Source organism: Kitasatospora sp. NPDC097691, from assembly GCF_040302665.1.
In the GTDB taxonomy this organism is placed as follows: domain Bacteria; phylum Actinomycetota; class Actinomycetes; order Streptomycetales; family Streptomycetaceae; genus Kitasatospora.
This window is the reverse complement of sequence record NZ_JBEORY010000011.1, coordinates 143262-168473: the sequence shown is the minus strand read 5'-3', so window position 1 is coordinate 168473 and position 25212 is coordinate 143262. Positions and strand designations below refer to the sequence as shown.

Below are 25212 nucleotides of genomic sequence, written 5' to 3'. Positions count from 1 at the left end.
CTACCTGGCCTACCCGGTGAGCAGCCTGGTGAACGGTGGGCACAGCACGGGCGCGCGGGTGCTCGGCTGGATCTGCCTGGGCTTCTTCGTGGGCAGCTACGTCCTGCTGGTGATCTTCCGCTCGACCCAGGGGATGTGGCCGCGCACCTGCCGGGTGATCGTCGCGCTGATGGTGGTGCTCGCGGTCGCGTCCTCCGTCGTGCTCGGCGAGGCCTTCCTGACCCTCTTCATCTACGCCTCGGTGTGCGTCGCGATCATCACACCGGCGCGGTACGCGCTGCGCGCCCTGGCCGCCATGGCCGGGCTCATCGCCGCCGTCGGCCTCGTCATCCACGCCAGTACGGACAACATCGCCACCTTCGCGCTCAGCGGCTTCCTCTCCGGCATCGCGATGACCGGCCTGCAGCGGCTGGTCGCCACCATGAAGGAACTGCGCGAGGCCCGCGCCGCCGTCGCGCACCTGGCCGCCTCCGAGGAACGGCTGCGGCTCGCCCGCGACCTGCACGACCTGCTCGGGCACTCGCTCTCGCTGATCACCCTGAAGAGCGAGCTGGCCGGACGGTTCATGGACGCCGGCAAGGACGAGGCGGCGCGAGCGCAGGTCGCCGACATCGAGCAGGTCGCCCGGCAGTCGCTGATCGACGTCCGGGAGGCGGTGACCGGCTTCCGCCGCCCGACCCTGCCGGTCGAGATCGCCGCCGCCCGTACCGCGCTGGCCGCCGCCCAGGTCCGGCTGGAGGTCGCGCCGGAGCTGGTGGACCGCTGGCCGGGGCTGGCCGACGAGGAGGCGGGCGCGCTGGCCTGGGCGCTGCGCGAGGCCGTCACCAACATCGTCCGGCACGGCGAGGGCGCCACCGTCTGCACGGTGACGGCGGACGAGAACTGGGAGGCGAGCGGCGAGCGCTACGCCGTCCTGGAGATCGCCGACGACGGACGCGGGCCGGGCAAGTCCCAGCCCGGGAACGGCCTGTCCGGGCTGGAGGAGCGACTGGCGCTGGTCGGCGGGCGGCTGGAGACCGGGCCGGGGGAGCGGGGCAGGGGCTTCCGGCTGCGGGCCTCGGTGCCGCTGCGGACGGTGTCCGTCGCACCCGAGTCCTCGGCCGCCGACCGGGCCGACCGGGCCGACCGGGCCGGCTAGGCGGACGGCAGCTCCAGTACGAAGCGGGCGCCGCGCGGCGCGTGGGCGACGCGCAGGGTGCCGCCGTGCCGGGTGGCGACGTCCGCCGCGATGGCCAGGCCCAGGCCGCTGCCGCCGGCGTCCCGGCTGCGGGCCTCGTCGAGCCGGGTGAACGGTTCGAAGATCCGCTCACGGTCCTCCGGCGGCACGCCCGGGCCGTCGTCCCGGACCTCCAGGACGCAGCCGAACGCGGTCTGCCGCGCGGACAGCACCACCTCGGTCGCCGCGTGCCGCTTGGCGTTGTCCAGCAGGTTGCGCACCAGCCGGTGCAGCCGGATCCGGCTGCCGCGCACCAGGACCGCCTCGGGCGTGTCCACCCGCAGGACGAGCCGGGCGTCGAGGACCGGGCGGTACTGGTCGGCGAGTTCGCGCAGCACGGCGGCCAGGTCGACGGTGGTGAGCTGGCCGGCCGTCGCCGGGTGCGTGCCCCGGGCCAGGAACAGCAGGTCCTCGGTGAGCTGCTGGAGGCGCTCGACCGAGGTGAGCGCCTCCTGGGTGGCGGCCGGCCAGTCGGTGCGCTCGGGGTGGGCCAGCGAGACTTCGAGGTTGGTGCGCAGCGCCGCGATCGGGCTGCGCAACTCGTGCGAGGCGTCCGCGACGAAGCGCTGCTGCTGGGCGGCCGAGCGTTCCAGCCGGTCCAGTGTGGCGTTGGTGGTCCGGGCCATCCTGGTGATCTCGTCGCCGGACGGCGGCACCGGGACGCGGCGGTCCAGCCGGTGCTCGCCGATCTCGGCCAGCTCGGCGCGGATCGCCTCCACCGGGCGCAGCGCCCGGCTGGTCGCCACCCAGGCCATCAGCGCGACCAGCAGCGCCGCGGCGGGCACGCCGACCCGGAGCACCGGGTCGATGGTGTGCAGCGAGGCCTCGGCCGCGAACGGGGTGGCCAGCACGTAGATCGTGAACGGGCTGCTCCCCGGCTTCGGCTGCAGTCCGTCCTTGTCCAGCAGCGGGCTCCAGGCGCCCATCGCGACGAAGGTGCGTCCCGAGTAGCGGTTGGCGGCGGCCGTGCCGACGGGGCCGATGGCGATCCGCTGGACCGACTGCCAGTTGTCCGGCGCCAGGTCCGGTACGAGCGTGGGCAGCGGCCCGACCAGGTGCTGGGTGGTCAGCGGGCCGCCCATGAGGACCAGTTGGCCGCCTCTGTCCAGCACCAGGTACGGCAGCTGCCCGTTGTTCGCCAGCTGCCGGCCGTACTTGAAGCCGTTGCTGAGCTCGCGGGCCTGCGCCTGCGCCTCGGACTCGGCGGCCGCCAGCTGGGCGTCGTACAAGCGGCTGCGCAGCCACCAGGCGCCGCCGCCGAGCAGCAGCAGGGCCGCGAGGCCGGCCGCCAGCGAGGTGCGCAGGCGGGTGGAGAGGCGGCTGAGCACGGTCAGGCCTCCAGTCGGTAGCCGGCGCCGCGCACGGTGGTGATCGAGCGGACGCCGAACGGGGAGTCCACCTTGCGGCGCAGCATGCTGACGTACACCTCGACGATGGACTCCTCGCCGTCGAAGGCGATGTCCCACACCTCGTCGACGATCCGGCGCTTGGACAGCACCTCGCCGGGGTGCTCGGCCAGGCAGCGCAGCACGGCGAACTCGCGCTCGGTGAGGGTGATCTCGGCGCTGCCGCGGCCGCAGCGGCGGCCCGCCGGGTCCAGCCACAGCTCGCCCACCCGCAGCAGCGGGCCGGGGGTCTGGCTGCGGCGGATCAGGGCGCGCAGGCGGGCCAGGAAGACCAGGTAGGAGAACGGCTTGGTGAGGTAGTCGTCGGCGCCGGTGTCCAGGCCCTCGGCCTCGTCGTACTCGCCGTCCTTGGCGGTCAGCATCAGGATCGGGGTGGTCACGCCCTCGGCGCGCAGCGCCTCGCACACCTTGTAGCCGTTCAGACCGGGCAGCATGATGTCGAGCACGATCGCCCGGTAGGCGTGCCGCCGGGCCAGCCGCAGGCCGGTGAGGCCGTCCGGGGCGAGGTCGACGGTGTAGCCCTCGGCCTCCAGACCGCGCCGTACGGCCGCGGCGACCTGGGGATCGTCCTCCACCATCAGAATTTCCATGCGGATCAGGATGCCACCGGCGCCGGATCCGTTCCTTAAGCGGTCTTCAGCTTTCTCAGGCTCGCTTCAGGGCACTTGACGCATGCTCTCGCCGTTCTCGCCGGCCTGTTCGGGCCGGTGCCCGGAGCGAGAGGGGCTGGCGGATGACCGTTCTTCAGGAAGCCGTCGGGGCCCGTGAGCTCGGGCCCCGGGGGGAGCCGAGGTCCGGCGGGGAGCACGCGGCCCCGAGCGGTCGTGTCGGCGGGGGCTCCGCGCCCCGGCGTCCGGTGCCACCCGGCGTGCGGTCGGCGGTGGGCGTGCCCGGTCGGCCCGTTCCGTCGGCTCCGCCTGTTCCCACGGCCCCGTCCCTTCCGTCCGTTCCGTCCGCCCGGCACCGCAAGCCGCGGCGCACCGTCCCGCCGAGCCTGGTGATGGCGGTGGGGACGGTGGTGTCCCGGGCGACCGGCTTCGTGCGCTCGGCGGTCCTGGTGGCCGTCCTGGGCTCGGGGGTGCTCGCGGACGGCTACAACGTGGCGAACACGGTGCCCAACATCCTGTTCGTGCTGCTGATCGGCGGCGCGCTGAACACCGCGCTGGTGCCCCATCTGGTGCGCGCCGCCAAGGAGTCGGCGGACGGCGGGGCGGCGCACGTCAACCGGCTGGTGACGGTTCTGGTGGCCGCCCTGCTGGTGCTGACGGCGGTGGTGGTGCCGGCCGCGCCGCTCGTCGTCCGGGCGTACACCTCGTACGGCGGCGCCCAGTTGGACCGTACGGTGCTGCTGGCCTACCTGTGCCTGCCGCAGGTGTTCTTCTACGGCCTGTTCACCGTGCTGGGCCAACTCCTCAACGCCCGGCAGCGGTTCGCGCCGATGGCGTGGGCGCCGGTGCTCAACAACCTGGTCGTGATCGGGGTGTTCGGTGCGTACGTCGGACAACGGTCCTTCTCCGCCGCCGACTTGACGGTGCTGGGCGCCGGGACGACGGCGGGCGTGGTGGTGCAGAGCCTGGTGCTGCTGCCCTGCCTGCGGGCCGCCGGGGTGCGACTGCGGCCGCGCTGGGACTGGCGGCAGGCCGGGCTCGGCGAGCCGCTGCGGGCCGCCGGGTGGACGCTGCTGCTGGTGCTCAGCGACCAGGTGGGCTACTGGGTGGTGACCCGGCTGTCCACGCTCGCCGGCTCGCAGGCCGCCGCCGCCGGACTGCCCGGCGTCGGGTACACGGCCTACAGCAGCGCGTACCTGCTGTGGATCGTGCCGCACGGCGTGATCACGGTGTCCCTGGTGACCGCCGCCGTCCCCGCGCTCAGTGCGGCCGCCGACACCCCGCGCGCCGTCCGCGCGATCCTCTCCCGGACCGTCCGCACGATCGGGGTGGTGACCGTCCCGGCGGCCTGCGCGCTCGCCGTCCTCGCACCGCAGCTGTGCGCCCTCGCCTTCGGCCACGGCCGGACCGGCTCCGCCGACGTCCAGGCCATCGCGGGCATGCTGGCCGCCTTCGCGCCCGGCCTGGTCCTCTACTCGGCCGCGTACGCGCTGACCCGCACCTTCTACGCGCTCGGCGACAGCCGCACGCCCTTCCTGCTCAACCTCCTGCCCGTCGCCGCCACCGTGCTCGGCGCCCTGCTCTGCCACCGGCTGCTGCCGCTGCGCTGGGTCGTCACCGGGATGGCCGGCTGCTACGGCGGCTCCTTCCTGCTCACCTGCGTGGCGGCCCACCTGCTGCTGCGCCGACGCCTCGGCCCGCTGCGCGTGCTGGGCGCCCACCTCAAGCTGCTCGCCGCCGCCCTCCCGGCCGCGGCCGCCGCCTGGTGGACCGCCCGCTACGGCCTGCTGCCCGCCGGCGCCGCCCTCGCCGTCGTCTACCTGCTCCTCGCGCACCTCCTGCGCATCGAAGAACTGTCCGCCCTCACCACGCGATTGCGCCGCCGATGAACCAGCTCCCCGCCGACGTCCGCCACACCCTCGACGTCCTCCTGCCCGACGGCCACCCGCTGCGCGCCCAGGTCCCGCACCTGAGCATCCGGGCCCGCTGCGCCTGTGGCTGCACCGTCCACTTCACCGGCCCCGACCCCGCCGCCCGCCCGGAGATCGCGGCCGAGGAGGACCTCGGCGAGGACGGCGAGGTCCTCCTCTTCGCCGAGGACGGGCGACTCTCCCGCCTGGAGGTCTGCTCCTGGACCGACCCCAAGCTGACCCTGGCCGACGCCGCCCGCTTCCTGCGCGGGGAACCCGGCGAGGCCGCCTGATCGTCCTTCCGGACATGCCCACCGTTCTCGTTCTCGGCTTCGACCCGCACTCCGTCCCCGGCATGGACGGTGACGCCATGCGGGCCGTCCTCGACGCCGAACTCGCCCGCTTCGCCGACCACGGCATCGACGCCGCGATGACCCTGGTCGCCCCCGACGCCACGGCCGAGCCCGCGATCGTCGCCGCGCTCGACGGGCACGGGTGGGACGTGGTCGTCATCGGCGGCGGCATCCGCAAGCCCGAACCGGCCCTGCCGTTCTTCGAACTCGTCGTCAACCTCGTCCGCCGCCATGCGCCGCGGTCCGCGATCGCCTTCAACACCAGCGGTTCGGACAGCGTCGACGCCGCCCTGCGCTGGCTCTGACCGCTCCGCCCCCGGCCCGGCCGTGGCCGCCCGGTGCTCCGCTCCGGCTACTGCACCGGGCGCAGGTCGTCCAGGTCACGGCGGTAGGCGAGGGCCGGGAGATCGTCGAGCAGGAACTCGCGCTCGAAGCGGAAGCCGTTGCGGACGAGCACGGCCTGCGAGGCGGTGTTGTCGACGGTGGTGGCCGCCGTCAGGAGGCGCAGACCGTAGGGGCCGGCCGCGAGCCGGCAGACCTCGGCGACCGCGGCGGAGGCGACCCCGCGGCCGGCGGCGGCTTCGGCGACCCGGTAGCCGAGCTCGGCGGAGCCGTCGGCGACGTCGACCAGGTTGACGCGGCCGACGAGCTCGCCGTCCGCGTCCCTGATCACGTGGAACCGGCAGGTGCCCGCGGCCTGTTCGGCGAGCAGCGCGGCGTGCCGGGCCGGGAACCCTGCGAAGTAGTCGTCCCCGCGGTCGGGGACGCTGCGGGCGAAGTACGCGCGGTTGGTGCGTTCGAAGGCCAGCAGGGTCTCGGCGTGGTCCGGGCGGAGGGGTTCCAGGCTCAGCATCCCGACAGTCTGGCCCGCAGGGCCTCGCCGAGCCACTCGAATACCTCCCGCAGGCTCTCCGGAGCGGGCCAGCCGTTGACGGTCGCCAGCAGGTGCCAGTAGCGCTCGGCGCGCGGGTCGTCGGCGATCCCGAGGCGGTCCAGCAGCCACCGCCGGAGGTCGGCGTCGTCGGGGCGGTCGAAGGCCTCGGCGTAGGCGGCGGTGAGGGAGTCGACGACGGGGTCGGCGGCGGGGGAGTCGGGGGCGATGCCGTCCGCCAGGGCCGCGCCCACCGAGGACCGTACGGTCGCGGTGAGCCGGGTGTGCAGGCCGCCGCGGTCCCCGTCCGCCCGCTCCGCGGCCTGGCGCTCGGCCATCCTGCGCACCACCGCGCGGAAGTCCGGGTCCTGGACGAGTTCGCCCAGCTCGACCCAGGCCTCGACCTGCTCCGGCCTTGGCTCGTCGGGCAGTTCGGGCATGGCGGCGCGCATCATGGCGACGAACTCGGGGTTGGCGTCCAGGCCGCCGAAGGCCTCGTCGATGAAGTCGTGGACGAGACGCCGGCGTTCGGCGTCGGAGAGCTTGGCGAGTTTGTGCATGAGTTTCATCTCCTCTGGGGTGGAACCGCGTTGGGCGACCGCGAGCAGCACCGCCCGACGCAGCCGCAGGGTGCCGATCTGCACCTCCAGCGCCTCGGCGTGCGCGGCGGCGACCTCGTGCAGCGGGGACTCCCGCTCCAGGACCCGGCGGATCGCGGGCAGGTCGAGGCCGAGCTCGCGCAGCGTGCGGACGAGGTCCAGCCGGGCGAGCGCGTGGACGTCGTAGCGCCGGTAGCCGGCGGAGGTGCGGTCGGTGGGCGGCACGAGGCCGGTGTCGGCGTAGAACCGGATGGTCTTGACCGTGAGCCCGGTGCGCCGGGCGAGGTCGCCGATCGAGTACCGGATGCCGTCCGGGGAGCTGCCGTCCATGGGCACCACTGTGGACTCTCCCCCTACCGGAGACTCAAGTCCGTTGCCAGCCCGCCCGCTCGGCCAGCCTGCCCGCCCCGGCCCGCCCGCCCGCCCCCTAAGGTCAGGGCCATGGACGACACTGAGAACGGGGCCTCGATCCGCGTGCTGCTCGCCGAGGACCAGGGGATGGTCCGGGAGGCGCTGGCGGCGCTGCTCGGGCTCGAAGGGGACATCGACGTCGTCGCGCAGGTCGGGCGCGGTGACGAGGTGGTGGCGGCGGTGCTGGCGAACGACGTGCGGGTCGCCGTGCTGGACATCGAGATGCCGGGGATGACGGGCATCGAGGCGGCCGCCGAGCTGCGCCGCCGGGCGCCGCACACCAAGGTGGTCATCGCGACGACCTTCGGCCGCCCCGGCTACCTGCGCCGGGCGATGGAGTCGGGCGCCGACGCGTTCCTGGTGAAGGACGCGCCGGCCGCCGAGCTGGCGGAGGCGATCCGCCGGGTGCTGCGCGGCGAGCGGGTGATCGACCCGGCGCTGGCGGCGGCCGCGCTGGCGGAGGGCGCCAACCCGCTGACCCCGCGCGAGCGGGACGTCCTGGCGGCGGCCGCCGACGGCGCGGTGAACGCGGACATCGCCAAGCGGCTGCACCTGTCGGAGGGCACGGTGCGCAACTACCTGTCGATGGCGATCCAGAAGACCGAGGCCCGCAACCGCACCGAGGCGGTCCGGATCGCCCGCGAGAAGGGCTGGCTGTAGCCCCTGCCGGAGCTCAGTTCAGCCGGTGCCGGGCCGCCCGTGCCTCCTGCCGGACCTTGGCGGCGCCGTCCGGGTCGAAGGCGTCCAGGATCTGCGCGTACGCGTCCATCTCCGCCGAGCCGCCGAGGAAGTCCCCGGTGCGGACGAGGAGTTCGGCCCGCTCCAGCCGGAGTTGGGCGGGGTGGCGGGGCAGCAGCAGGGCGAGCTCGGTGGCCCAGAGCTGGGTGCGGGCCTGCTCGGGACGGTCGGAGGCCCAGGCGCGGATGTTGCCGAGCACGCGCAGCACGACGTCCAGGGGCTGGGCCGGGGTGAGCAGGGCGGGTGTGAACTCGTGCCCGGCGGCGGCGACCAGATCCTCGACGTCCTCGGGGTCGAGCAGCCGTCCGCCGTGGAACGGGTCGGCCAGGACGTAGTCATCGCCGCCGGCCGGCCCGCCGACGGCGACCACGAAGTGGCCGGGCAGCGCGATGCCGTGGATGGTGAGGCCGGCCCGCCGACCGACCGCCATCCACACCAGCGAGAGCATGATCGGCAGCCCGCGCCGCCGCCGCAGCACCTCGGGCAGGAGTGAGGACTCCAGTCGCCGGTAGTCCGCCTGTCGCCCGTGGAACCGCTCCCGCCCGCCGAGGACGGCCGCGAGCAGGGCGGCGGTCTCCTCGGGCCCGGCGGGCGCGCGCTCGGCGACGGCCAGCCGGACGGCGGCCGCGTGCCGGTCCAGCGCGGCCTCGCAGGCGGCGAGCAGGGCGTCCACGCCCGGCGGCTCGCCGGGATCGCCCGGGTCGAGCGCCGGGCCGTGCTCGGCGGCGGCGAGCAGGCAGAGCAGCACCGGGTCGGGCTGCTCGGCGCGGGCGGCGGTCCGGAAGCGGTCTCTGCTCTGCTCGGTCACGGTGACGGCGACGGCTTTCGTACGGCGGACGGACAAGACGACGGACGGGCTGGACGACTGGCGGACGGAACGACTGGCGGACGGACAGGACGACTGGCGGACAGGGGGCGACGGACGGGCGGGGCGGGGACAGACAAGCGGACGGACCGACCCGACCGCTACCCCTGGGGAAGACGGGCGTAGTGGTAAGTGTGACTGGTCGTGAAGCCGAGTCCGTCATAGAGCGCGATCGCCCCCGCGTTCTCCGCCTCGACCTGCAGGTATCCGCCGGTCGCACCCTCCTCGGCCGCCCGCGAGGCGAGCACCGCCATGACCGCCGTCGCCAGCCCGGCCCGCCGCGCGTACGGCTGCACCTCGATCGCGCCGAAGCAGGCCCAGGCCCCCTCGATGACGCAGCGTCCGATCGCCAGCGGCGGCTGCCCGGGCGCTCCCGGCACGGTGGCGAACCAGACCGACGGCCCGCCGTGCAGCACCCGCCGCGCCGCCTCCTCGACCTTCCGGTCGCCGCTCACCCGCCGGTACAGCGACAGCCACGCCTCGTCGGCCGTCCGGGACAGCCGCACCCGGTCGAGCCCGTTGCCGGCCCGCGCGAGCCCGGCCAGCGGGCCGGTGCGGACCAGGGTCGGCGCGTACCCGGCGCCCAGCCGGTCGAGTTCCGTGCGCAGCTCCTCCGGCGACCCGGGGGTGATCACCTCGACGTACGAGGGCAGCCCGCGCTCGGCGTACCAGGCGCGGACGGCCGCCAGGGCCTCCGGCAGCGGCAGCCCCGGGTCCCCGAGCGCCTGGACGGAGTTCGCCCGCCGGGTGAACCCGGCCGAGGCGCGCAGCGTCCACTCGCCGAGCGGCTCCTGCTCGACGGCCGGCCAGCCGCGCCCCGCGATCCGCTGCAGCTCGACCGGCGTCGCGACCGGCAGCGGGGCGCGCCGAGCGGGAAACGGCGGCACGACCTTGCCCGCGACCAGCAGCTTCTCCGGCAAGAAGACCGGATCCCCGGACCGCGGCACGATCGTCAATCCATGATCGTCCCACGATGTGAGCACGCCGATCGAATCCCGGAACACCGGACGGTCGTCCACGAACTCGCCGAGGCGTCGGACGGACACGCGTCGTCCCACGTCAGAGCGATCTATCCGGACCTCCGGACGGCCGTCCACCGGGTTGCCCGTCGCCATGTGGCCACCTCCTGTGCATTTGCGGTCTCCGACCCGCGATACTAGGGGCGGGCATCGACGACGCCGCGCTCACCGCGCACGCGAGCAGAACAGAACGGGCCACCAGGCCCTTCCGAGGAGGAACGACAGCGTGACCTACGTCATCGCGCAGCCTTGTGTCGACGTGAAGGACAAGGCGTGCATCGAAGAGTGCCCGGTTGACTGCATCTACGAGGGCGAGCGATCGCTCTACATCCACCCGGATGAGTGTGTCGACTGTGGCGCTTGCGAGCCGGTCTGCCCGGTCGAGGCGATCTTCTACGAGGACGACACTCCGGAGGAGTGGAAGGACTACTACAAGGCGAACGTCGAGTTCTTCGACGACCTGGGTTCGCCCGGTGGTGCCTCGAAGCTGGGCCTGATCGAGCGTGACCACCCGTTCATCGCCGCTCTGCCGCCGCAGAACGCCGACCACTGACGATCGGTGGCAACGAAGCTGTGAACAACGACAGCACGCGCGCGCCGTTCCCGGGCCACCCGGGGGCGGCGCGCCGCCATTCTGAGCGGGGAAGGCTGTCCGACCTCCTGCCGGTCTTCCCCTGGGACAAGCTGGAGCCGTACAAGACGACCGCCCTGGCGCACCCGGGCGGCCTCTGCGACTTCTCGGTCGGCACCCCGGTGGACCCGGTCCCCGAGCTGATCCAGAAGGCGCTGGCCGCGCACACCGACACGCCCGGCTACCCCACCGTCTGGGGCCCGCTGGAGCTGCGCGAGGCGATCGCCGGCTGGCTGCACCGGCGCCTCGGCGCCGAGATCGGCCCGCAGGCCGTCCTGCCGACCGTCGGCTCCAAGGAGCTGGTGGCCTGGCTGCCGACCCAGCTGGGCCTCGGCCCCGGCGACCAGGTCGCCTACCCGCGCCTGGCCTACCCGACGTACGAGGTGGGCGCGCGGCTGTGCGGCGCCGAGCCGGTCGAGTACGACTCGGTGGACGAGCTGGACGGCTCCCGGGTGCGCCTGCTGTGGGTGAACTCGCCGTCCAACCCGACCGGCCGGGTGCTGGGCGCGGACGAGCTGCGCCGCGCCGTCGAGTGGGCCCGGGAGCACCGGGCGCTGCTGGTCAGCGACGAGTGCTACCTGGAGCTGGGCTGGGAGGCCGAGCCGGTCTCCGTCCTGCACCCGGAGGTGTGCGGCGAGAGCCACGAGGGCCTGCTGGCCGTCCACTCGCTCTCCAAGCGCTCCAACCTGGCCGGCTACCGCGCCTCCTTCGTCGCGGGCGACCCGGTGGTGGTCAAGGAGCTGCTGGAGGTGCGCAAGCACGGCGGCATGATCGTGCCCGCACCGGTCCAGGCCGCGACCGTCGCCGCGCTCGCGGACGACGCGCACGTGGCCGAGCAGCGCGAGCGGTACGCGGCCCGGCGCTCGGCGCTGCGGGCGGCGCTGGAGGCCTACGGCTTCCGGATCGAGCACTCCGAGGCGAGCCTCTACCTGTGGGCGACGCAGGACCGCCCGTGCTGGGAGACCGTGGCCGAACTGGCGCAGCTGGGCATCCTGGTGGCGCCCGGCGACTTCTACGGTCCGGCCGGCGAGCGCTTCGTCCGGGTCGCGTTCACCGCGACCGACGAGCGGGTCGCCGCGGCCGTGGAACGGCTGAACGCGGCGCGCTGAGCGCACGGCACGACCGAAGGGCCGGTGTTCCTCCTCGGAACACCGGCCCTTCGGCATGGGGACTACCGCACGCGGGCTACCGCATCCGGACTACAGCGGCAGGCCGCTGATGCTGCCGCCGTTCACGCCGTTCAGCAGCCCGCCCAGCGGGCCGAGCGCGCCGGTGAGGCCGGACAGCGGGTTGTTCGGGCCGAGGTCGGCGCCGCCGAGGCGGTTGGCCGAACCGTGCTCGGCCAGGCCCAGGACGTCGGCGCCGGGGAGGTCGGCCGGCAGGGCGTGCTGCACCGAGCCGAGCGGCAGCGCGCGCTCCACCGAGCCCAGCGGCAGCGCGTCGGTGACGGCGTTGGTGCCGGGGAGGGCCCCGGAGAGCTTGCCGGCGCCCGGCAGGGCCTGCGCGACGGAGCCCGCCTGGGAGAGCCCGCCGACCGGGCCGGCGCCGGCGTCGGCGCTGCGGGTGGCCGCGCTCCTGCCGGTGACGGCCTCGCCGAGCTTGCCGGCCAGGGCCGAGGCGACCTTCGGGGTGACGGCGGAGAGCTGGCCGGTGGTGGCGGCGGTCTGGTCGACCGGCGCGGTCAGCGAACTGGCCTTCTCGTTCGCCTCGGGGAGCTGCTGGGCGACGATGTTGCCGGCGGCGTCGGCGGAGGCCGGTACGCCCGCGGCGACGGTGGCCGCGCCGGTGGTGCCGGCGGCCTGACCCAGCTGGTGGGTGGTGTGCTGCAGGGTGGAACCGGTGTCGGTGTTGGTCAGCTGGCCCAGCGGTGCCGCGAGGTCGCTCTTGGGCAGCAGGGCGTCCCCGCCCAGGGCGGACGCGGAGCCGGCCGCGAGCAGCGGGGTCGCTCCGGCGGCCACGACGAGCGCGGCCTGTGCGATCCGGCGCGTGAGGGGGTGAGACATGGGGCTCCTCGAAGGGGTCTGGGTCCGTCCCGTCCGCCCATGGGACCGGGCGTGGACGACCGGGCGGACGACGTTGTTACCGCTTGAGAAGCCAGAAGGTTTCGGTCGCTGCAAGGAGAGTTTCTGACCGACCATCGGATCGTACGACCGCAGGGGAGGCGCCCGCCGGGCCCCGCCGGACACCGTGGAACCGGCCCGGCCAAGGGGAGTGACGGTTCTCCGGCGGAGGGCGCCGAACGGGCTGCCGGTCCACCGGGGTTGACCGGAATCACCCGTCCGGCGGCAACCCGTACGTCTGTGCGTCAGCCCTTCCCGGACGCCGCCATGGTGACCTGGACGAGCTTGGTCGAGGTGCCCGACGGCTGCGTCTGCCAGCCGTCCTCCGACTTCGACTTGCGCCAGATCTTCCCGTCGTAGGCGACCGTCGCGATGCCCAGCTGCTGGGCCTGGGCGACCGCCCAGTGGGCCACCTCCCAGCCGCTGGCCCGCTCGGCGCTCACCCCGCCGTCGGCGCCGGCGTCCGCGGAGGAGGTCAGCGCGGCGGTGGCCGGGTCCGGGGTCAGCGCCACCGCGTTCTCGGCGCCCTTGATGGTCGAGGCGTAGCCGGTGGCCGGGGTGACGGTGCGCCCGAACTCCCGGCGCACCCGGTCGGACAGCACCTGGGCCCGGTCCGGCGCCGCTGCCGGGGTGGCGGAGGCGGTGACGGCCGCGGTGGGGGAGGGGGAGTCCTCCGGATCCGGCTTGGCGTAGTCGTGCACGATGCAGGAGAACGAGGCGGGCTCGCGACCGGCCAGCGCCGAGGTGAGCAGGGTCGCCTTGGTCTCGTGCTTGGCGTAGGCCTGCGGGTAGCCGCTCTTCTGCACCGCCTGCGCGGCGTCGGTCAGCGGCAGCCGGGTGTAGCCGGGGACCTTGACCAGGCCGTCCAGGAACTTGTTCGTCGCGTACACCGGGTCCGCGATCTGCTCCGGCGTGCCCCAGCCCATCGAGGGCCGCTGCTGGAAGAGGCCGATCGAGTCCCGGTCGCCGCCCGCGAGGTTGCGCAGCTTCGACTCCTGCATGGCGGTCGCCAGCGAGATCGCGGTGGCCCGGTCCGGCAGCCCGCGCGAGCGCGCCACCGCGGCGATCGTCGCGGCGTTGGCGGCCTGCGGCAGCTCCAGGGTGCCGTTGCCGGCCGCGGTCTTCACCGTGCAGCCCTCGGACTCGCCCGGCTTGAAGCCGAACCACCAGATGCCGACCACGGCCAGGCCCGCGACCAGCGCGAGGCCGAGCAGCCCGACGATCACCATCAGCAGCGCGCGCAGCGGCCCGCGGCGGCGGGCGGGCGCCGTCTCGTCGCCCGGCTCCTCGCTGCTCCTCTTCCTGGCCACCGTCGCCCCTCTCGCGCCTGCTTCTTGATCCGACACCGTACCCACTCGGACGGATGTGCGGCGCCCCCCGGTTGCCGTTACTCGCCCACTCACCTCCGGGCGCTCGGCATCCGGTGCCGACGGTCGGCGCTCCGATGCCCTCGTTCCTCGGGCCTCCTCGCGTCTTCCTCTCGGCTCCGGCGCGCCCTTCGGCTCGGGGCGGCGAGTCCCATCCGTGTCGCAGAACGTGTCCCGACGGTGACGCGGGAGCGTCCGTCCGGTGTCACTGGACGACCACGCGGAGCGCACGCGGCGCGGACTAGGCTGGCGCCATGAGCAGCCCCAACCCGACGCCCCTGGACCTCACTCTCGACGGCGGCACGCTGACCGCCCGGCTCGTCGACTTCCCCTCGGTGAGCGGCGACGAGCAGGCGCTCGCCGACGCAGTGGAGGCCGCCCTGCGCGGCTACCCGCACCTCACCGTGGACCGGTACGGCAACAACGTGGTCGCGCGGACGAACCTGGGCCGCGCCGAGCGGGTCCTCCTGGCCGGCCACCTGGACACCGTGCCGATCGCCGACAACCTGCCCTCGTACGTCGAGGGCGACCTGCTCTACGGCTGCGGCACCTCGGACATGAAGTCCGGCGTGGCCGTCCAGCTGCGGCTCGCCGCCACCCTGCCCGAGCCCAACCGCGACCTCACCTTCGTGTTCTACGACTGCGAGGAGGTGGAGGCCCACCGCAACGGCCTCGGCCACCTCGCCAAGGACCGTCCCGAGTGGCTGGCCGCGGACTTCGCGGTACTGATGGAGCCCAGCGGCGCCATGGTCGAGGGCGGCTGCCAGGGCACCCTGCGGGCGCAGGTCCGGCTCACCGGCGTGCGCGCCCACGCGGCCCGCAGCTGGCTCGGCGACAACGCCATCCACCGTGCCGCCGAGGTGCTCACCCGGCTCGCGGAGTACCAGCCGCGCCGGGTGGAGATCGACGGCCTGGAGTACCGCGAGGGCCTGAACGCGGTCCGGATCGACGGCGGCGTGGCCGGCAACGTCATCCCGGACGAGTGCGTCGTCACGGTCAACTTCCGCTACGCGCCGGACCGCAGCGAGGCGGAGGCGGAGAAGCACGTGCGCGAGGTCTTCGACGGCTTCGAGCTGACCGTCACCGACTTCGCCCCGGGCGCCCTGCCCGGCCTCTCCCAGCCGGCCGCGCAGGCCTTCCTGGCGGCCACCGGCGGCCAGGCCCGGGCCAAGTTCGGCTGGACGGACGTCGCCCGGTTCAGCGCGCTCGGCGTCCCGGCGGTCAACTACGGCCCCGGCGATCCGAACCTCGCGCACAAGCGGGAGGAGCACTGCTCGCTGAGCGCCATCGCGGAGACCGAGGAGCGGCTGCGGGCCTGGCTGACCGACTGAGCCCCCGGCCGCGGGCAGCCGATCCGATCAACGGTCGAATGCCACCTTCCGGTTGCCCAACCGACCTTCCCCCGTTGCCTGAAAACGGGGGAAGGCGGGCGTAGGGTTTCGTCATGACAGGCACAGGAGACGAAAAGCAGTACGGACACGGCCCCGAGCAGGTCGGCGTGCCGCGGAAGAAGAAGGCCTGGCCCGAGAAGCAGAAGGGCCCGGTGCTGGTGCGCCGGGACCAGGTCGGTACGAGCACCACGGACCAGCGCCTGCTGGACACCACCGGGCCGACCGACTGGCTGCACACCGACCCGTGGCGGGTGCTGCGGATCACCTCCGAGTTCGTCGAGGGCTTCGGCGCCCTCGCCGAACTCCCGCCCGCGATCAGCGTCTTCGGCTCCGCCCGGACCGCGGTCGACTCGCCCGAGTACGAGGCCGGCGTGGCCATCGGCCGGGCCCTCGCCGAGGCCGGCTACGCGGTGATCACCGGCGGCGGCCCGGGTGCGATGGAGGCCGCCAACCGCGGCGCCTCCGAGGCCGGCGGCCTCAGCGTCGGGCTCGGCATCGAGCTGCCCTTCGAGCAGGGCCTCAACGAGTTCGTCGACCTCGGGTTGAACTTCCGTTACTTCTTCGTCCGCAAGACGATGTTCGTGAAGTACGCGCAGGGCTTCGTGGTCCTCCCCGGCGGCCTCGGCACCCTGGACGAGCTGTTCGAGGCGCTCACCCTGGTGCAGACGAAGAAGGTCACCCGCTTCCCGGTGATCCTCTACGGCACCGCGTACTGGGGCGGCCTCTTCGAGTGGCTGAAGAACACCCTGGTCGCGCAGGGCAAGGCGGCCCCGCACGACCTGGAGCTGTTCCACATCACCGACGAGGTCGACGAGGTCATGAAGATCCTCGCCGACGCCCGCCGGCCCGTGAACGAGATCTAGGGCCGCAGGGGCGCCGCCAGGAGCCCCTAGGCCAGCCCCCGGCGGGCGACCGCCGGGGGGCGGGTGCCCCGGATCGAGGCGACCATGTCCAGCACCTGGCGGGTCTCCGCGACCTGGTGCACCCGGTAGACCTGCGCGCCCAGCCAGGCCGAGACCGCCGTCGTCGCCAGGGTGCCGAGCAGCCGCTCGTTCACCGGCTTGTCCAGGGTCTCGCCGACGAAGTCCTTGTTGGAGAGCGAGACCAGCACCGGGAAGCCGGTCGCGGTCATCTCCGGCAGCCGCCGGGTGGCCTCCAGCGAGTGCCGGGTGTTCTTGCCGAAGTCGTGCCCCGGGTCGATGATCACCGCGTCCCGCCGCACGCCCAGCTCCACCGCGCGCTCGGCCAGCCCCACGGTCACCCGCAGGATGTCCGCCATCACGTCCTGGTACCCGGTCCGGTGCGGACGGGTGCGCGGCTCGGCGCCGCCCGCGTGGGTGCAGACCAGCCCGACGTCGTGGCGGGCGGCCACCTCGGCCAGCTCGGGGTCGACCCCGCCCCAGGCGTCGTTCAGCAGGTCCGCGCCCACCTCGCAGACCGCCTCGCCGACCTCGTGCCGCCAGGTGTCCACGCTGATCACCGCGTCGGGGTGGCGCTTGCGCAGCTCGGCCACGAAGGGCACGGTGCGCCGCAGCTCCTCCTCGACCGTGACCTCGTCGCCCGGCCCGGCCTTGACCCCGCCGATGTCCAGGATCGCCGCACCCTCGGCCATCGCCCGGTCGGCGGCCGCGAACGCGGCCTCGTCGGCGAAGGTCGCGCCCTTGTCGAAGAACGAGTCCGGCGTCCGGTTGACGATCGCCATGATCACCAGTTCGTCGTCACCGAATTCCCGCGGTCCCAGGCGCAGTGCCACCGATGTCTCCTCCAGAGCTCCTGCGGGTGCGATGATGGCCCCCGGCCTCACTAAGGGACCATGCTGTCATGATCAGTCTGGTTCCCTGGCACCTCGACGAAGGCCGACCGGGAGTTCGGGAGGACAGCTCGTGTTCTGGGTGATCGTGGTCGCCATGGCCGTGGTGGTCGGCGGCGCCGCCCTGGTGGCGCTCGGCGGGGGCGGCTCGATGCCGGAGGCGGTACCGGACCGCATCTCCGCACGGCTCCCGCAGGACCGTCCGCTGGGCAAGGCGGACGTGGACGAACTGCGCCTGCCGATGGCGCTGCGCGGCTACCGGATGGACGAGGTGGACGACGTCCTGGACCGCCTGGGCGCCGAACTCGCCTACCGCGACGCGCGGATCGCCGAGCTGGAGGCCGCGGCCCATCTGCGCGGCGCGGTCGAGGCGACCAACGGCCCCGACCCGGCGGCCGAACCGCTGCCCGGCCTGGAGCAGTTCGCCAAGGTCGTCGAGCCGGCCGTCGCCCTCACCAAGCCGTCGGCCGGGGAGCCGGCCCGGGCCCCCGAGGACGCGAAGCCGGTGAACGACCAGTGACCGGACCCGTCGACGGTTCGGTGCTCGGCACGGACGGGCTGCGCCGCTGCGCCTGGGGCGACTCCACCGACGACTACCGGGTCTACCACGACACCGAGTGGGGCCGGCCGGTGCACGGCGACGACGCCCTGTTCGAGCGGGTCTGCCTGGAGGCCTTCCAGTCCGGCCTGTCCTGGCTGACCATCCTGCGCCGCCGCGAGGGCTTCCGGGCCGCGTTCGCCGGATTCGAGATCGGCAAGGTCGCCGAGTTCGGCGAGGCCGACAAGGAGCGGCTGCTCGCCGACGCCGGCATCATCCGCAACCGGGCCAAGATCGAGGCGGCGATCGCCAATGCGCGGGTCGCCCGGGACCTGGAGGGCGGGCTGTCCGCGCTGATCTGGGGGTTCGCCCCGGAGCCGGGCCGGCCGGCCCCCCGCCGGATGAGCGAGGTGCCGGCCGTCACGCCCGAGTCGACGGCGCTGGCGAAGGCGCTGAAGAAGGCGGGCTTCCGCTTCGTCGGCCCGACCACCGCCTACGCCCTGATGCAGGCCTGCAGGCTGGTGGACGACCACCTGGCGGACTGCCACGTCCGCACCGGGGCGAAGGGCTGAGCCGGCCGCTTCCCCGGCGGCCCGGACCCCGCGCCCGGACCCCCGGCGGCCCGTTCCCTAGCGGCCCACGTACGTCGGCTTCTCCTTGGCGATGAAGGCGCGCACCGCGATCCGGTGGTCCTCGCTCTCGCCGGCCAGGGTCTGCAGCTCGTCCTCCTTGTCGAGGAGTTCGGACAGCGAGTGCGAAGCGCCGTACGCCAGCGACTCCTTGATGGCGCCGTACGCGACCGTCGGGCCCTCCGCCAGCTCGCGGGCGAAGACCCGTGCGGTGGCGGCGAGTTCGTCGGCCGGCACCACCTTGGTGGCCAGGCCCAGCTCCATCGCCTCGACGGCCTTCACCGTCCGGGGCAGCATCAGCAGCTCGGTGGCCTTGGCGTGCCCGACGAGGCGGGGCAGCGTCCAGGAGGCGCCGGAGTCGGCGGTCAGGCCGATCCCGGCGAAGGCGGTGTTGAAGCCGGCCCGGTCGGACAGGATCCGGAAGTCGCAGGCGAAGGCGAGCGAGGCGCCCGCGCCGGCCGCCACCCCGCCGACCGCGGCGACGGTCGGCTTGCGCATCCCGGCCAGGGCCCGGGTCAGCGGGTTGTAGTGCTCGGCGACGGTGCGCAGCGCGCCCTCGCCGGTCTCGTCGGCCCGCTTCAGCATCGTCAGGTGCTCGTTCAGGTCCTGGCCGACGCAGAACGCGCGCTCGCCCGCCCCGGTCAGCAGGACGGCCCGCACCGCCGGGTCCTCGGCGGCGGCGGCCACGGTGTCGCGCAGCGCGACCTTGGTGGCGACGTCGAGGGCGTTCATCGCCTCCGGGCGGTTGATGGTGATGACGGCCAGGCCGCCGTCCAGCTCGTACAGCACGGAATCGGACATGGGCGAGGGCTCCCGGGTGATCGTCGTGGTGTCGGTGTCGTGTGCCAGGATGCCGGAGCACGCGGTGGCCTGGGGAGTGTGAGGTATCGCACCTTCCGGTGGCGTCCGCACTGCCGCCACGCCGGGGCTTATGACGTGAATTGCGGCGGTTGGGGGCGGTCCGGCCGATGTTGCACCGAGAGTGATGTTGGTCATCAGCCCGTGGCATGCGGGATAATGGCTTCCGATCAATGCGTTCGATACCGGCGGTGGACGGACTGCCGGTGCGTAGCTGAGCGGTTGCAGGAAGGGGAACGAGCATGGCGGCCATGAAGCCGCGGACGGGTGACGGCCCGCTCGAAGTCACCAAAGAGGGGCGGGGCATCATCATGCGCGTTCCGCTCGAAGGCGGCGGACGCCTCGTGGTGGAGCTCACGCCTGACGAGGCCGACGCCCTCGGCGAGGCCCTGAAGAAGGCCTGCGGCTGACCGCAGCGGGTGCTCGCCATCTCCTGGAGATGCGCTGCCGGGCCCGGGTACGACGTCATGTCGGCCCGGGTCCGCCCGTTTTCCCGGCAGGCCCGACGGGCCCGGCGGCTCGGGGGCGGGGGCCCGGGACGGACCCTAACGCTTGACGGCGCAGAGCAGCCCGTCGGAGACCGGCAGCAGCGCCGGCAGCAGGGCCTCGCTCTCCCGGACGTCCCGGACCAGGTCCCGCACCGCGCCGGTCTGCGGGTCCTGCAGCTCCGGCTCGGCCAGTCGGCCCTCCTGGAAGACCCCTTCGAAGCAGACCATCCCGCCCGGCCGCAGCAGCCGCAGCGACTCCAGCAGGTACTCGCGGGACTCGGCCGGATCGCCGTCGCAGAACACCAGGTCGTACTGGCCGTCGGCGAGCCGGGGCAGCACCTCCAGTGCCCGGCCCGGTATGAACCGGGAGCGGTTGGCCGCGAACCCGGCGGCCTGGTACGCCTCGCGGGCCAGCTGCTGGCGGACCGGCTCCGAGTCCACCGTGGTGAGCACGCCGTCCGGCCGCATGCCGCGCAGCAGGTAGACCCCGGACACCCCGGTGCCGGTGCCGATCTCGGCCACCGCCTTGGCGTCCAGCGCGGCGGCCAGCAGCCGCAGGCACGCCCCGCCGCTCGGCCCGATCGCGCGTATGCCGGTCCGCGCGGACTGCGCCCGGGCGTAGGTCAGCACCGCGTCCTCGCCCACGTAGGTGTCGGCGAGGGCCGCGTGCGCGGGCCCGAACTCGCTGATGGCTGCCTCTTTCGGAGCCCCGGGTGGCGGCCCGGTGCCGGGGGATGTCGATATTTCCTGCCACAGATTACTGGCCGACCGGGAACCGCGTACGGCGGCGGGCCGTTGTCATGACGGACCGGGCACGGAAGACCTCCCGGGCACTTTTATCCGGGCTTGACGGGTGAGGTGGATATGGTGGTGGCCCTGCTGGGCAGAAGAGCCGACCGAGGAGGTGTGGCCGAGGGCGACGTGCCCGTGCGGCGGCACTCCCGCGGCACCGCGTCGGCCCGTACGCCGAAGCCCGTGATGAACCAGCCTGCGCACTCCGACCTGGACCAGCCCGCCGCCGCGCCGGCCGCCGGTACCGCCGAGGCCCCCGCCCTCGCGACCTTCGCCGAGGGCCCCGACGCGCAGACCTGGACTCCGCCCTCCTGGGAGGAGATCGTCGAGGCGCACAGCGCCCGCGTCTACCGGCTCGCCTACCGCCTGACGGGCAACCAGCACGACGCCGAGGACCTCACCCAGGAGGTCTTCGTCCGGGTGTTCCGTTCGCTGTCCACCTACACCCCCGGCACGTTCGAGGGCTGGCTGCACCGGATCACCACCAACCTCTTCCTGGACATGGTCCGCCGCCGCCAGCGCATCCGCTTCGACGCGCTCGGCGAGGACGCGGCCGAGCGGCTCCCCTCCCGCGAGCCCAGCCCGGCCCAGCACTTCAGCGACACCCACTTCGACGCCGACGTGCAGCAGGCCCTGGACACCCTCGCCCCGGAGTTCCGCGCGGCCGTGGTGCTCTGCGACATCGAGGGCCTGTCGTACGAGGAGATCGCCGCCACGCTGGGCGTCAAGCTCGGCACCGTCCGCAGCCGCATCCACCGCGGCCGCTCGCACCTGCGCGCCGCGCTCAAGCACCGCGCCCCCGGCTCGGTCCCCGGCCGTGAGCGCCGCGGCGGCTCGGAGGAGCCGGTGCCGGTCGGCGTCGGCGCGGTCGAGGCCGCCGTCGCGCCCGGTGGGCGCGGACGGAGGCGATCGTGAGCGGAACCAGCCGGTCCGGCTCGGACCGTTCGGACACGTCCGGCCGGTCCTCGAACCGGCGGAGCTGGGCCCTGCCGGGACGTCGCGGTACCGACGAGCCCGGTGAGCCCGTGCTGCCCGCGCTGGCGCTGCCCGCCGACACGGCGCTGCACGCACTGCCCGTACGGCCCGCCGAACCCGCCGTCGAGGAGCACCACCTCGGCGAGCGCCTCTCCGCCTTCCTGGACGGCGAACTCGGCCACGACTCGCGCGACCGCGTCCAGGCGCACCTGGCGACCTGCCCGCAGTGCCTCGCCGAGGTCGACGAGGGCCGCTCCGTGAAGCACCTGCTGACCCGCACCGGGACGCCCGGCCCGTCCTCCGCGCTGATGGCCCGGCTGATGGCCGTCGGCAACCTCCCCGAGGACGGCCCGGCGGACAGCGCCTGGCCGCCCGGGCGGGCCCGCCACGATGACGACGACGACCTGCCGGGCGGCGGGGTCGGCGCCACCGGCACGCTCGGCGGCAGCCGACTCGACGGCGGCTCCTTCGGCCGCGGTGCCGGGGCCTCCTTCGGCGCGGGCGCGCTCGGCGCCGACACCCCGCTGCCCGGGGTCGACCCGCGGGCCTTCGGCCGCGGCGCGGTGCTGCGGCCGCTGATGGGCCGGCGCTCGGCCCGCCCCGAGCCCGCTGCCGGACCGGACCACGGGGCCCGGCCGCAGCCGTCCGCGGCCGCCGTCCGCCCCTCCGCGCGCGGGCGCCGACTGGTCTTCGCCGCCGCCGGCGCCTTCTCCGTCGCCGCGGTCACGCTCGGCGGCGTCGGCGGCCTCACCCCGCAGGGCGAGGACCGCCACGGCACGACCGTCAGCCCGGCCGGCGGCAACGCCGGTACCGGCCGCGGCGGCGGCCTCGTCCCGATGACCGCGCAGGTCCCGGTGGACTTCCCGGGCCGCCCGGTCGCCGCGACCCGTGAGCCGTCCCCGCTGTCCTCCCCGGAGCGCTACCCCGGCGGCGTCGCCGCACTGCGCCAGCAGACCCGCTAGAGCGTCCCTGGACGGGCCCCGGCATCCGGCTCCCGACGCGCTCGGCCACCGGCAGGTCTTTACCACGGCTTCATCGCAGCGTGGGTCGGAGACTCGCCGGTGGCCATTACCCTGTAGGAACCGTCGTCCGACGAGCTAGGGAGCAAAGGTGTTCAGCGACGTAGGCGGGCTGGAGATCCTGACCCTGATCGTGATGGCGATCATCATCTTCGGCCCCGACAAGCTCCCGAAGCTGATCCAGGACACCATGGGCTTCATCCGGAAGATCCGTTCCTTCGCCGACAACGCGAAGGAGGACATCCGCAGCGAGCTCGGTCCCGAGTTCAAGGACTTCGAGTTCGAGGACCTCAACCCCAAGACCTTCGTCCGCAAGCAGCTCATGGGCGGCCAGGAGGACCCGCTGGGCCTCAAGGAGATGAAGGACTCGCTGGACATCCGCTCCGTCCTGGACGACAAGCCCGCGGCGCCGGTGAACGGCCGCAGCGGCAGCGTCAGCTTCGAGAAGTCCGCCCCGGCGACCGCCGCCGCAGGCGCCCCGCTGGCGCCCGGAGAGCGGCCCCCGTTCGACCCCGACGCCACCTGACCCGCGCTCCGGTACGACGCCCCGGCAGCACGCCACCGCCCCGCCCGGCCGCCCGGCTGAGCGGGGCGGCGGTGCGTGCGCCGCTATTGTGCTGATTGTTCCCGCTGAGCCGTCCGTCACATTCCGCGTGGTCGCGGACCAGGAACGGCCCCCGGGAACGCCGCGGTACGCCACCATGGGAGCGCGCCACGGCAGGCACACGTGCGTTTGAGGAGGCCCGGGGATGGACGCGACGAGTCAGGCGGGAGGGGCGACGGCCACGGCCGGCGGCCCGGTGGTCGGCGGACAGGCCGGCCCGGCGGACCCGCTGGTGCCCTACCTGTCCGCCGACTTCCCCTGGTACGGGCTGGACGAGGGTTGGACCGGCCGCCGCTACCTGATGCAGGCCGGCGCCGGCACCCGCGCCGCGGGCAGCGTCGACTACGGAGCGCTCGGCCACGGCGACGAGCCGGCCAAGCACTACGAGCCGCGCGACATGCGGAAGTTCGCGGCCGTGGTCACCGTCGCCCGCCGCGACAGCCGCCGCAGCGCCGACAACACCGGCACCCTGGAGGCGACCTCCGCCTCCTCCGCCGCCTGGCTGGCCGGCTCCGGCCTGCTCGCCGCGACCTGGCCCGGCCAGCTGGACCGCGCGCTGCGCCAGGACTGGCTGGACCAGCAGAGCAGCCTCGCCTGGGACCTCGCGGACGACCTGGCCGGCCCCGGCTGGTCCACCCTCAGCCTGCCGGTCAACGGCCTGCCGCAGCCCTTCCGCTACCGCGAGTCCGAGTACGGCTGGGTGCTGGCCGGGGAGGCCCCCGGTGTCCTGCTCGGCGCGTACGGCCGCGGCGTCAGCGCCTACGGCGTCGGCTTCTCCACCGTTCCGGACCTGGCCGCCTACACCCGCCCGTAGGAGGGGCCCAGGGACCCGCCCGTGACGACGGAGGGGCCCGGTGACGCACGCGTCACCGGGCCCCTCCGTCGTGGCTGCCTCAGAACTTGTTCTTGGGCGTCAGTCCGAGCGACATCCCGGACAGGCCGCGCTGGCGGCCGCCGAGCTTGCCGGCCACCGCGCGCAGGGCGGCGCCGGCCGGGGAGTCGGGCGCGGCGAGCACGACCGGGCGGCCGTCGTCGCCGCCCTCGCGCAGGCGCACGTCGATCGGGATCGAGCCGAGCACCGGAACGGTCGCGCCGACCGTGCGGGTGAGCGCGTCCGCGACGGTCTGGCCGCCGCCGGTGCCGAAGACGTCGATCATCTCGTCGCAGTGCGGGCACGGCATGCCGGACATGTTCTCGATCACGCCGACGATCTTCTGGTGGGTCTGCACCGCGATGGTGCCGGCCCGCTCGGCCACCTCGGCGGCGGCCATCTGCGGGGTGGTGACGATCAGGATCTCCGCGTTGGGGACCAGCTGGGCCACCGAGATCGCGATGTCGCCGGTGCCGGGCGGCAGGTCCAGCAGCAGCACGTCCAGGTCGCCCCACCAGACGTCGGCGAGGAACTGCTGGAGCGCGCGGTGCAGCATCGGGCCGCGCCAGACCACCGGGGCGTTGCCCGGGGTGAACATGCCGATCGAGATGACCTTCACGCCGTTCGCCTGCGGCGGCATGATCATGTCCTGGACCTGGGTCGGCCGGCCCTCGACGCCCAGCATGCGCGGCACGCTGTGGCCGTAGATGTCGGCGTCCACGACGGCGACCTTCAGGCCGTCCGCGGCCATCGCCGCCGCCAGGTTGACCGTCACCGAGGACTTGCCGACACCGCCCTTGCCGGAGGCGACGGCGTAGACGCGGGTCAGCGTGCCCGGCTTGGCGAACGGGATCTCCCGCTCGGGGGCGCCGCCGCGCAGCAGCTGGGAGAGTTCCTTGCGCTGCTCGTCGCTCATCACGTCGAGCTCGACCTCGACGCCGGTCACGCCGGAGACCTTCCCGACCGCCTCGCGGACCCGGGTGACGATGGTGTCGCGCATCGGGCAGCCGGAGACCGTCAGGTAGACCGCGACGCGCACCGCGCCGCCGTCGGCGATCTCGACCGATTTCACCATGCCGATCTCGGTGATCGGGCGGTTGATCTCCGGGTCGTTGACGGTCGCCAGCGCCTGGCGTACGGACTCCTCCGTGACGCCGGCCGCGACCTCTGTCTCGTTGGCCAT

At 74.1% G+C, this 25212-nt stretch carries 28 protein-coding genes; 16 read left to right on the top strand and 12 right to left on the bottom strand.

Translation table 11 applies throughout. The annotated features are described in order from the left end of the window. On the top strand, positions 1-1138 hold a 1138-nt coding region (locus tag ABTY56_RS11195; RefSeq protein WP_350628268.1), incomplete at its 5' end, for a sensor histidine kinase. Here ABTY56_RS11195 and ABTY56_RS11190 read toward each other — a convergent pair. Together ABTY56_RS11190 and ABTY56_RS11185 are read right to left on the bottom strand one after the other, a co-directional pair. Next, positions 1135-2544: a sensor histidine kinase gene (locus ABTY56_RS11190; RefSeq protein ID WP_350628267.1), complete on the bottom strand. Its 1410-nt coding sequence runs from the start codon at positions 2542-2544 to the stop codon at positions 1135-1137. The genes ABTY56_RS11195 and ABTY56_RS11190 overlap by 4 nt on opposite strands. Positions 2545-2546: 2 nt before the next feature. Further along, the gene (locus tag ABTY56_RS11185) at positions 2547-3212 is read right to left on the bottom strand and encodes a response regulator transcription factor (RefSeq protein ID WP_350628266.1); all 666 of its coding nucleotides are present in this window, start codon (positions 3210-3212) and stop codon (positions 2547-2549) included. Positions 3213-3355: 143 nt separating this feature from the next. On the opposite strand from ABTY56_RS11185, the gene murJ reads away from it, so the two are divergent. From murJ to ABTY56_RS11170, 3 genes are read left to right on the top strand one after another with little or no spacing between them, the layout of a single operon-like run. After that, entirely contained in the window at positions 3356-5119 is a 1764-nt protein-coding gene (gene murJ, locus ABTY56_RS11180; protein WP_502893076.1) for a murein biosynthesis integral membrane protein MurJ, read from the top strand. Next, a complete protein-coding gene (locus ABTY56_RS11175) occupies positions 5116-5433 on the top strand; it encodes a hypothetical protein (protein WP_350628265.1) in 318 nt (105 codons plus the stop codon). The genes murJ and ABTY56_RS11175 overlap by 4 nt, the downstream gene beginning before the upstream one ends. Positions 5434-5447: 14 nt before the next feature. Further along, positions 5448-5798 (top strand): hypothetical protein, encoded by a 351-nt coding sequence (locus tag ABTY56_RS11170; protein WP_350628264.1) that lies wholly within the window; start codon positions 5448-5450, stop codon positions 5796-5798. 47 nt (positions 5799-5845) lie between these two features. Here the strand turns inward: ABTY56_RS11170 and ABTY56_RS11165 are convergent, their stop codons facing one another. After that, positions 5846-6346, bottom strand: coding sequence for a GNAT family N-acetyltransferase (locus tag ABTY56_RS11165; RefSeq protein WP_350628263.1), 501 nt, complete (start codon positions 6344-6346; stop codon positions 5846-5848). Beyond that, complete coding sequence (locus ABTY56_RS11160) at positions 6340-7293, bottom strand: MerR family transcriptional regulator (protein ID WP_350628262.1); 954 nt, start codon at positions 7291-7293, stop codon at positions 6340-6342. Before ABTY56_RS11160 ends, ABTY56_RS11165 begins: the two co-directional genes overlap by 7 nt. A 111-nt stretch (positions 7294-7404) precedes the next feature. Between ABTY56_RS11160 and ABTY56_RS11155 the strand changes: the two genes are divergently transcribed. Further along, on the top strand, positions 7405-8034 hold the full coding sequence (locus ABTY56_RS11155) for a response regulator (protein ID WP_350628261.1): 630 nt from the start codon (positions 7405-7407) through the stop codon (positions 8032-8034). A gap of 13 nt (positions 8035-8047) precedes the next feature. On the opposite strand, the gene ABTY56_RS11150 is transcribed toward ABTY56_RS11155, so the two are convergent. Together ABTY56_RS11150 and ABTY56_RS11145 are read right to left on the bottom strand one after the other, a co-directional pair. Beyond that, a complete protein-coding gene (locus ABTY56_RS11150) occupies positions 8048-8920 on the bottom strand; it encodes a transglutaminase family protein (RefSeq protein ID WP_350628260.1) in 873 nt (290 codons plus the stop codon). Positions 8921-9078: 158 nt separating this feature from the next. Continuing rightward, complete coding sequence (locus tag ABTY56_RS11145; RefSeq protein ID WP_350628259.1) at positions 9079-10092, bottom strand: GNAT family N-acetyltransferase; 1014 nt, start codon at positions 10090-10092, stop codon at positions 9079-9081. A 130-nt stretch (positions 10093-10222) separates the two neighbouring features. On the opposite strand from ABTY56_RS11145, the gene fdxA reads away from it, so the two are divergent. Both fdxA and dapC read left to right on the top strand, forming a co-directional pair. Next, positions 10223-10549, top strand: a complete 327-nt coding sequence (fdxA, locus tag ABTY56_RS11140) for a ferredoxin (RefSeq protein ID WP_030061559.1) — start codon at positions 10223-10225, stop codon at positions 10547-10549. 95 nt (positions 10550-10644) lie between these two features. Then, entirely contained in the window at positions 10645-11736 is a 1092-nt protein-coding gene (dapC, locus tag ABTY56_RS11135) for a succinyldiaminopimelate transaminase (protein WP_350628286.1), read from the top strand. Positions 11737-11826: 90 nt separating this feature from the next. Here dapC and ABTY56_RS11130 read toward each other — a convergent pair whose 3' ends face one another. Beyond that, a complete protein-coding gene (locus ABTY56_RS11130; RefSeq protein ID WP_350628258.1) occupies positions 11827-12630 on the bottom strand; it encodes a prolipoprotein diacylglyceryl transferase in 804 nt (267 codons plus the stop codon). A 302-nt stretch (positions 12631-12932) separates the two neighbouring features. Then, on the bottom strand, positions 12933-13916 hold the full coding sequence (locus ABTY56_RS11125; protein ID WP_502893084.1) for a VldE C-terminal domain-containing protein: 984 nt from the start codon (positions 13914-13916) through the stop codon (positions 12933-12935). A gap of 392 nt (positions 13917-14308) precedes the next feature. Between ABTY56_RS11125 and dapE the strand changes: the two genes are divergently transcribed. Continuing rightward, positions 14309-15385, top strand: coding sequence for a succinyl-diaminopimelate desuccinylase (gene dapE, locus ABTY56_RS11120; RefSeq protein ID WP_350628256.1), 1077 nt, complete (start codon positions 14309-14311; stop codon positions 15383-15385). Between the two features lie 113 nt (positions 15386-15498). Then, entirely contained in the window at positions 15499-16308 is an 810-nt protein-coding gene (locus ABTY56_RS11115) for an LOG family protein (protein ID WP_350628255.1), read from the top strand. A 26-nt stretch (positions 16309-16334) separates the two neighbouring features. Here ABTY56_RS11115 and folP read toward each other — a convergent pair whose 3' ends face one another. After that, the gene (folP, locus tag ABTY56_RS11110; protein WP_350628285.1) at positions 16335-17147 is read right to left on the bottom strand and encodes a dihydropteroate synthase; all 813 of its coding nucleotides are present in this window, start codon (positions 17145-17147) and stop codon (positions 16335-16337) included. 181 nt (positions 17148-17328) lie between these two features. Here folP and ABTY56_RS11105 point away from each other — a divergent pair, with 181 nt between their 5' ends. Together ABTY56_RS11105 and ABTY56_RS11100 are read left to right on the top strand one after the other, a co-directional pair. Further along, complete coding sequence (locus tag ABTY56_RS11105) at positions 17329-17775, top strand: DivIVA domain-containing protein (protein ID WP_350628253.1); 447 nt, start codon at positions 17329-17331, stop codon at positions 17773-17775. Beyond that, a complete protein-coding gene (locus ABTY56_RS11100; protein WP_350628252.1) occupies positions 17772-18365 on the top strand; it encodes a DNA-3-methyladenine glycosylase I in 594 nt (197 codons plus the stop codon). Before ABTY56_RS11105 ends, ABTY56_RS11100 begins: the two co-directional genes overlap by 4 nt. A 57-nt stretch (positions 18366-18422) precedes the next feature. Here the strand turns inward: ABTY56_RS11100 and ABTY56_RS11095 are convergent, their stop codons facing one another. Continuing rightward, positions 18423-19223 (bottom strand): enoyl-CoA hydratase-related protein, encoded by an 801-nt coding sequence (locus ABTY56_RS11095; RefSeq protein ID WP_350628251.1) that lies wholly within the window; start codon positions 19221-19223, stop codon positions 18423-18425. Positions 19224-19522: 299 nt separating this feature from the next. Here ABTY56_RS11095 and ABTY56_RS11090 point away from each other — a divergent pair, with 299 nt between their 5' ends. Beyond that, positions 19523-19690, top strand: a complete 168-nt coding sequence (locus ABTY56_RS11090; RefSeq protein WP_014137929.1) for a DUF3117 domain-containing protein — start codon at positions 19523-19525, stop codon at positions 19688-19690. 135 nt (positions 19691-19825) lie between these two features. On the opposite strand, the gene ABTY56_RS11085 is transcribed toward ABTY56_RS11090, so the two are convergent. Then, entirely contained in the window at positions 19826-20458 is a 633-nt protein-coding gene (locus ABTY56_RS11085; RefSeq protein ID WP_350628284.1) for an O-methyltransferase, read from the bottom strand. A gap of 288 nt (positions 20459-20746) precedes the next feature. On the opposite strand from ABTY56_RS11085, the gene sigE reads away from it, so the two are divergent. From sigE to ABTY56_RS11065, 4 genes are all read left to right on the top strand, one after another. Then, complete coding sequence (gene sigE / locus ABTY56_RS11080) at positions 20747-21475, top strand: RNA polymerase sigma factor SigE (protein ID WP_502893083.1); 729 nt, start codon at positions 20747-20749, stop codon at positions 21473-21475. After that, positions 21472-22497: a zf-HC2 domain-containing protein gene (locus ABTY56_RS11075; protein ID WP_350628250.1), complete on the top strand. Its 1026-nt coding sequence runs from the start codon at positions 21472-21474 to the stop codon at positions 22495-22497. Before sigE ends, ABTY56_RS11075 begins: the two co-directional genes overlap by 4 nt. Before the next feature lie 148 nt (positions 22498-22645). Continuing rightward, positions 22646-23080: a sec-independent translocase gene (locus ABTY56_RS11070; protein ID WP_350628248.1), complete on the top strand. Its 435-nt coding sequence runs from the start codon at positions 22646-22648 to the stop codon at positions 23078-23080. Between the two features lie 223 nt (positions 23081-23303). After that, positions 23304-23972 carry a hypothetical protein gene (locus ABTY56_RS11065; protein WP_350628247.1) on the top strand — a complete coding sequence of 223 codons (669 nt, stop codon included), beginning with the start codon at positions 23304-23306 and terminating at the stop codon, positions 23970-23972. Between the two features lie 79 nt (positions 23973-24051). Here ABTY56_RS11065 and ABTY56_RS11060 read toward each other — a convergent pair whose 3' ends face one another. Beyond that, positions 24052-25212, bottom strand: a complete 1161-nt coding sequence (locus ABTY56_RS11060) for an Mrp/NBP35 family ATP-binding protein (protein WP_350628246.1) — start codon at positions 25210-25212, stop codon at positions 24052-24054.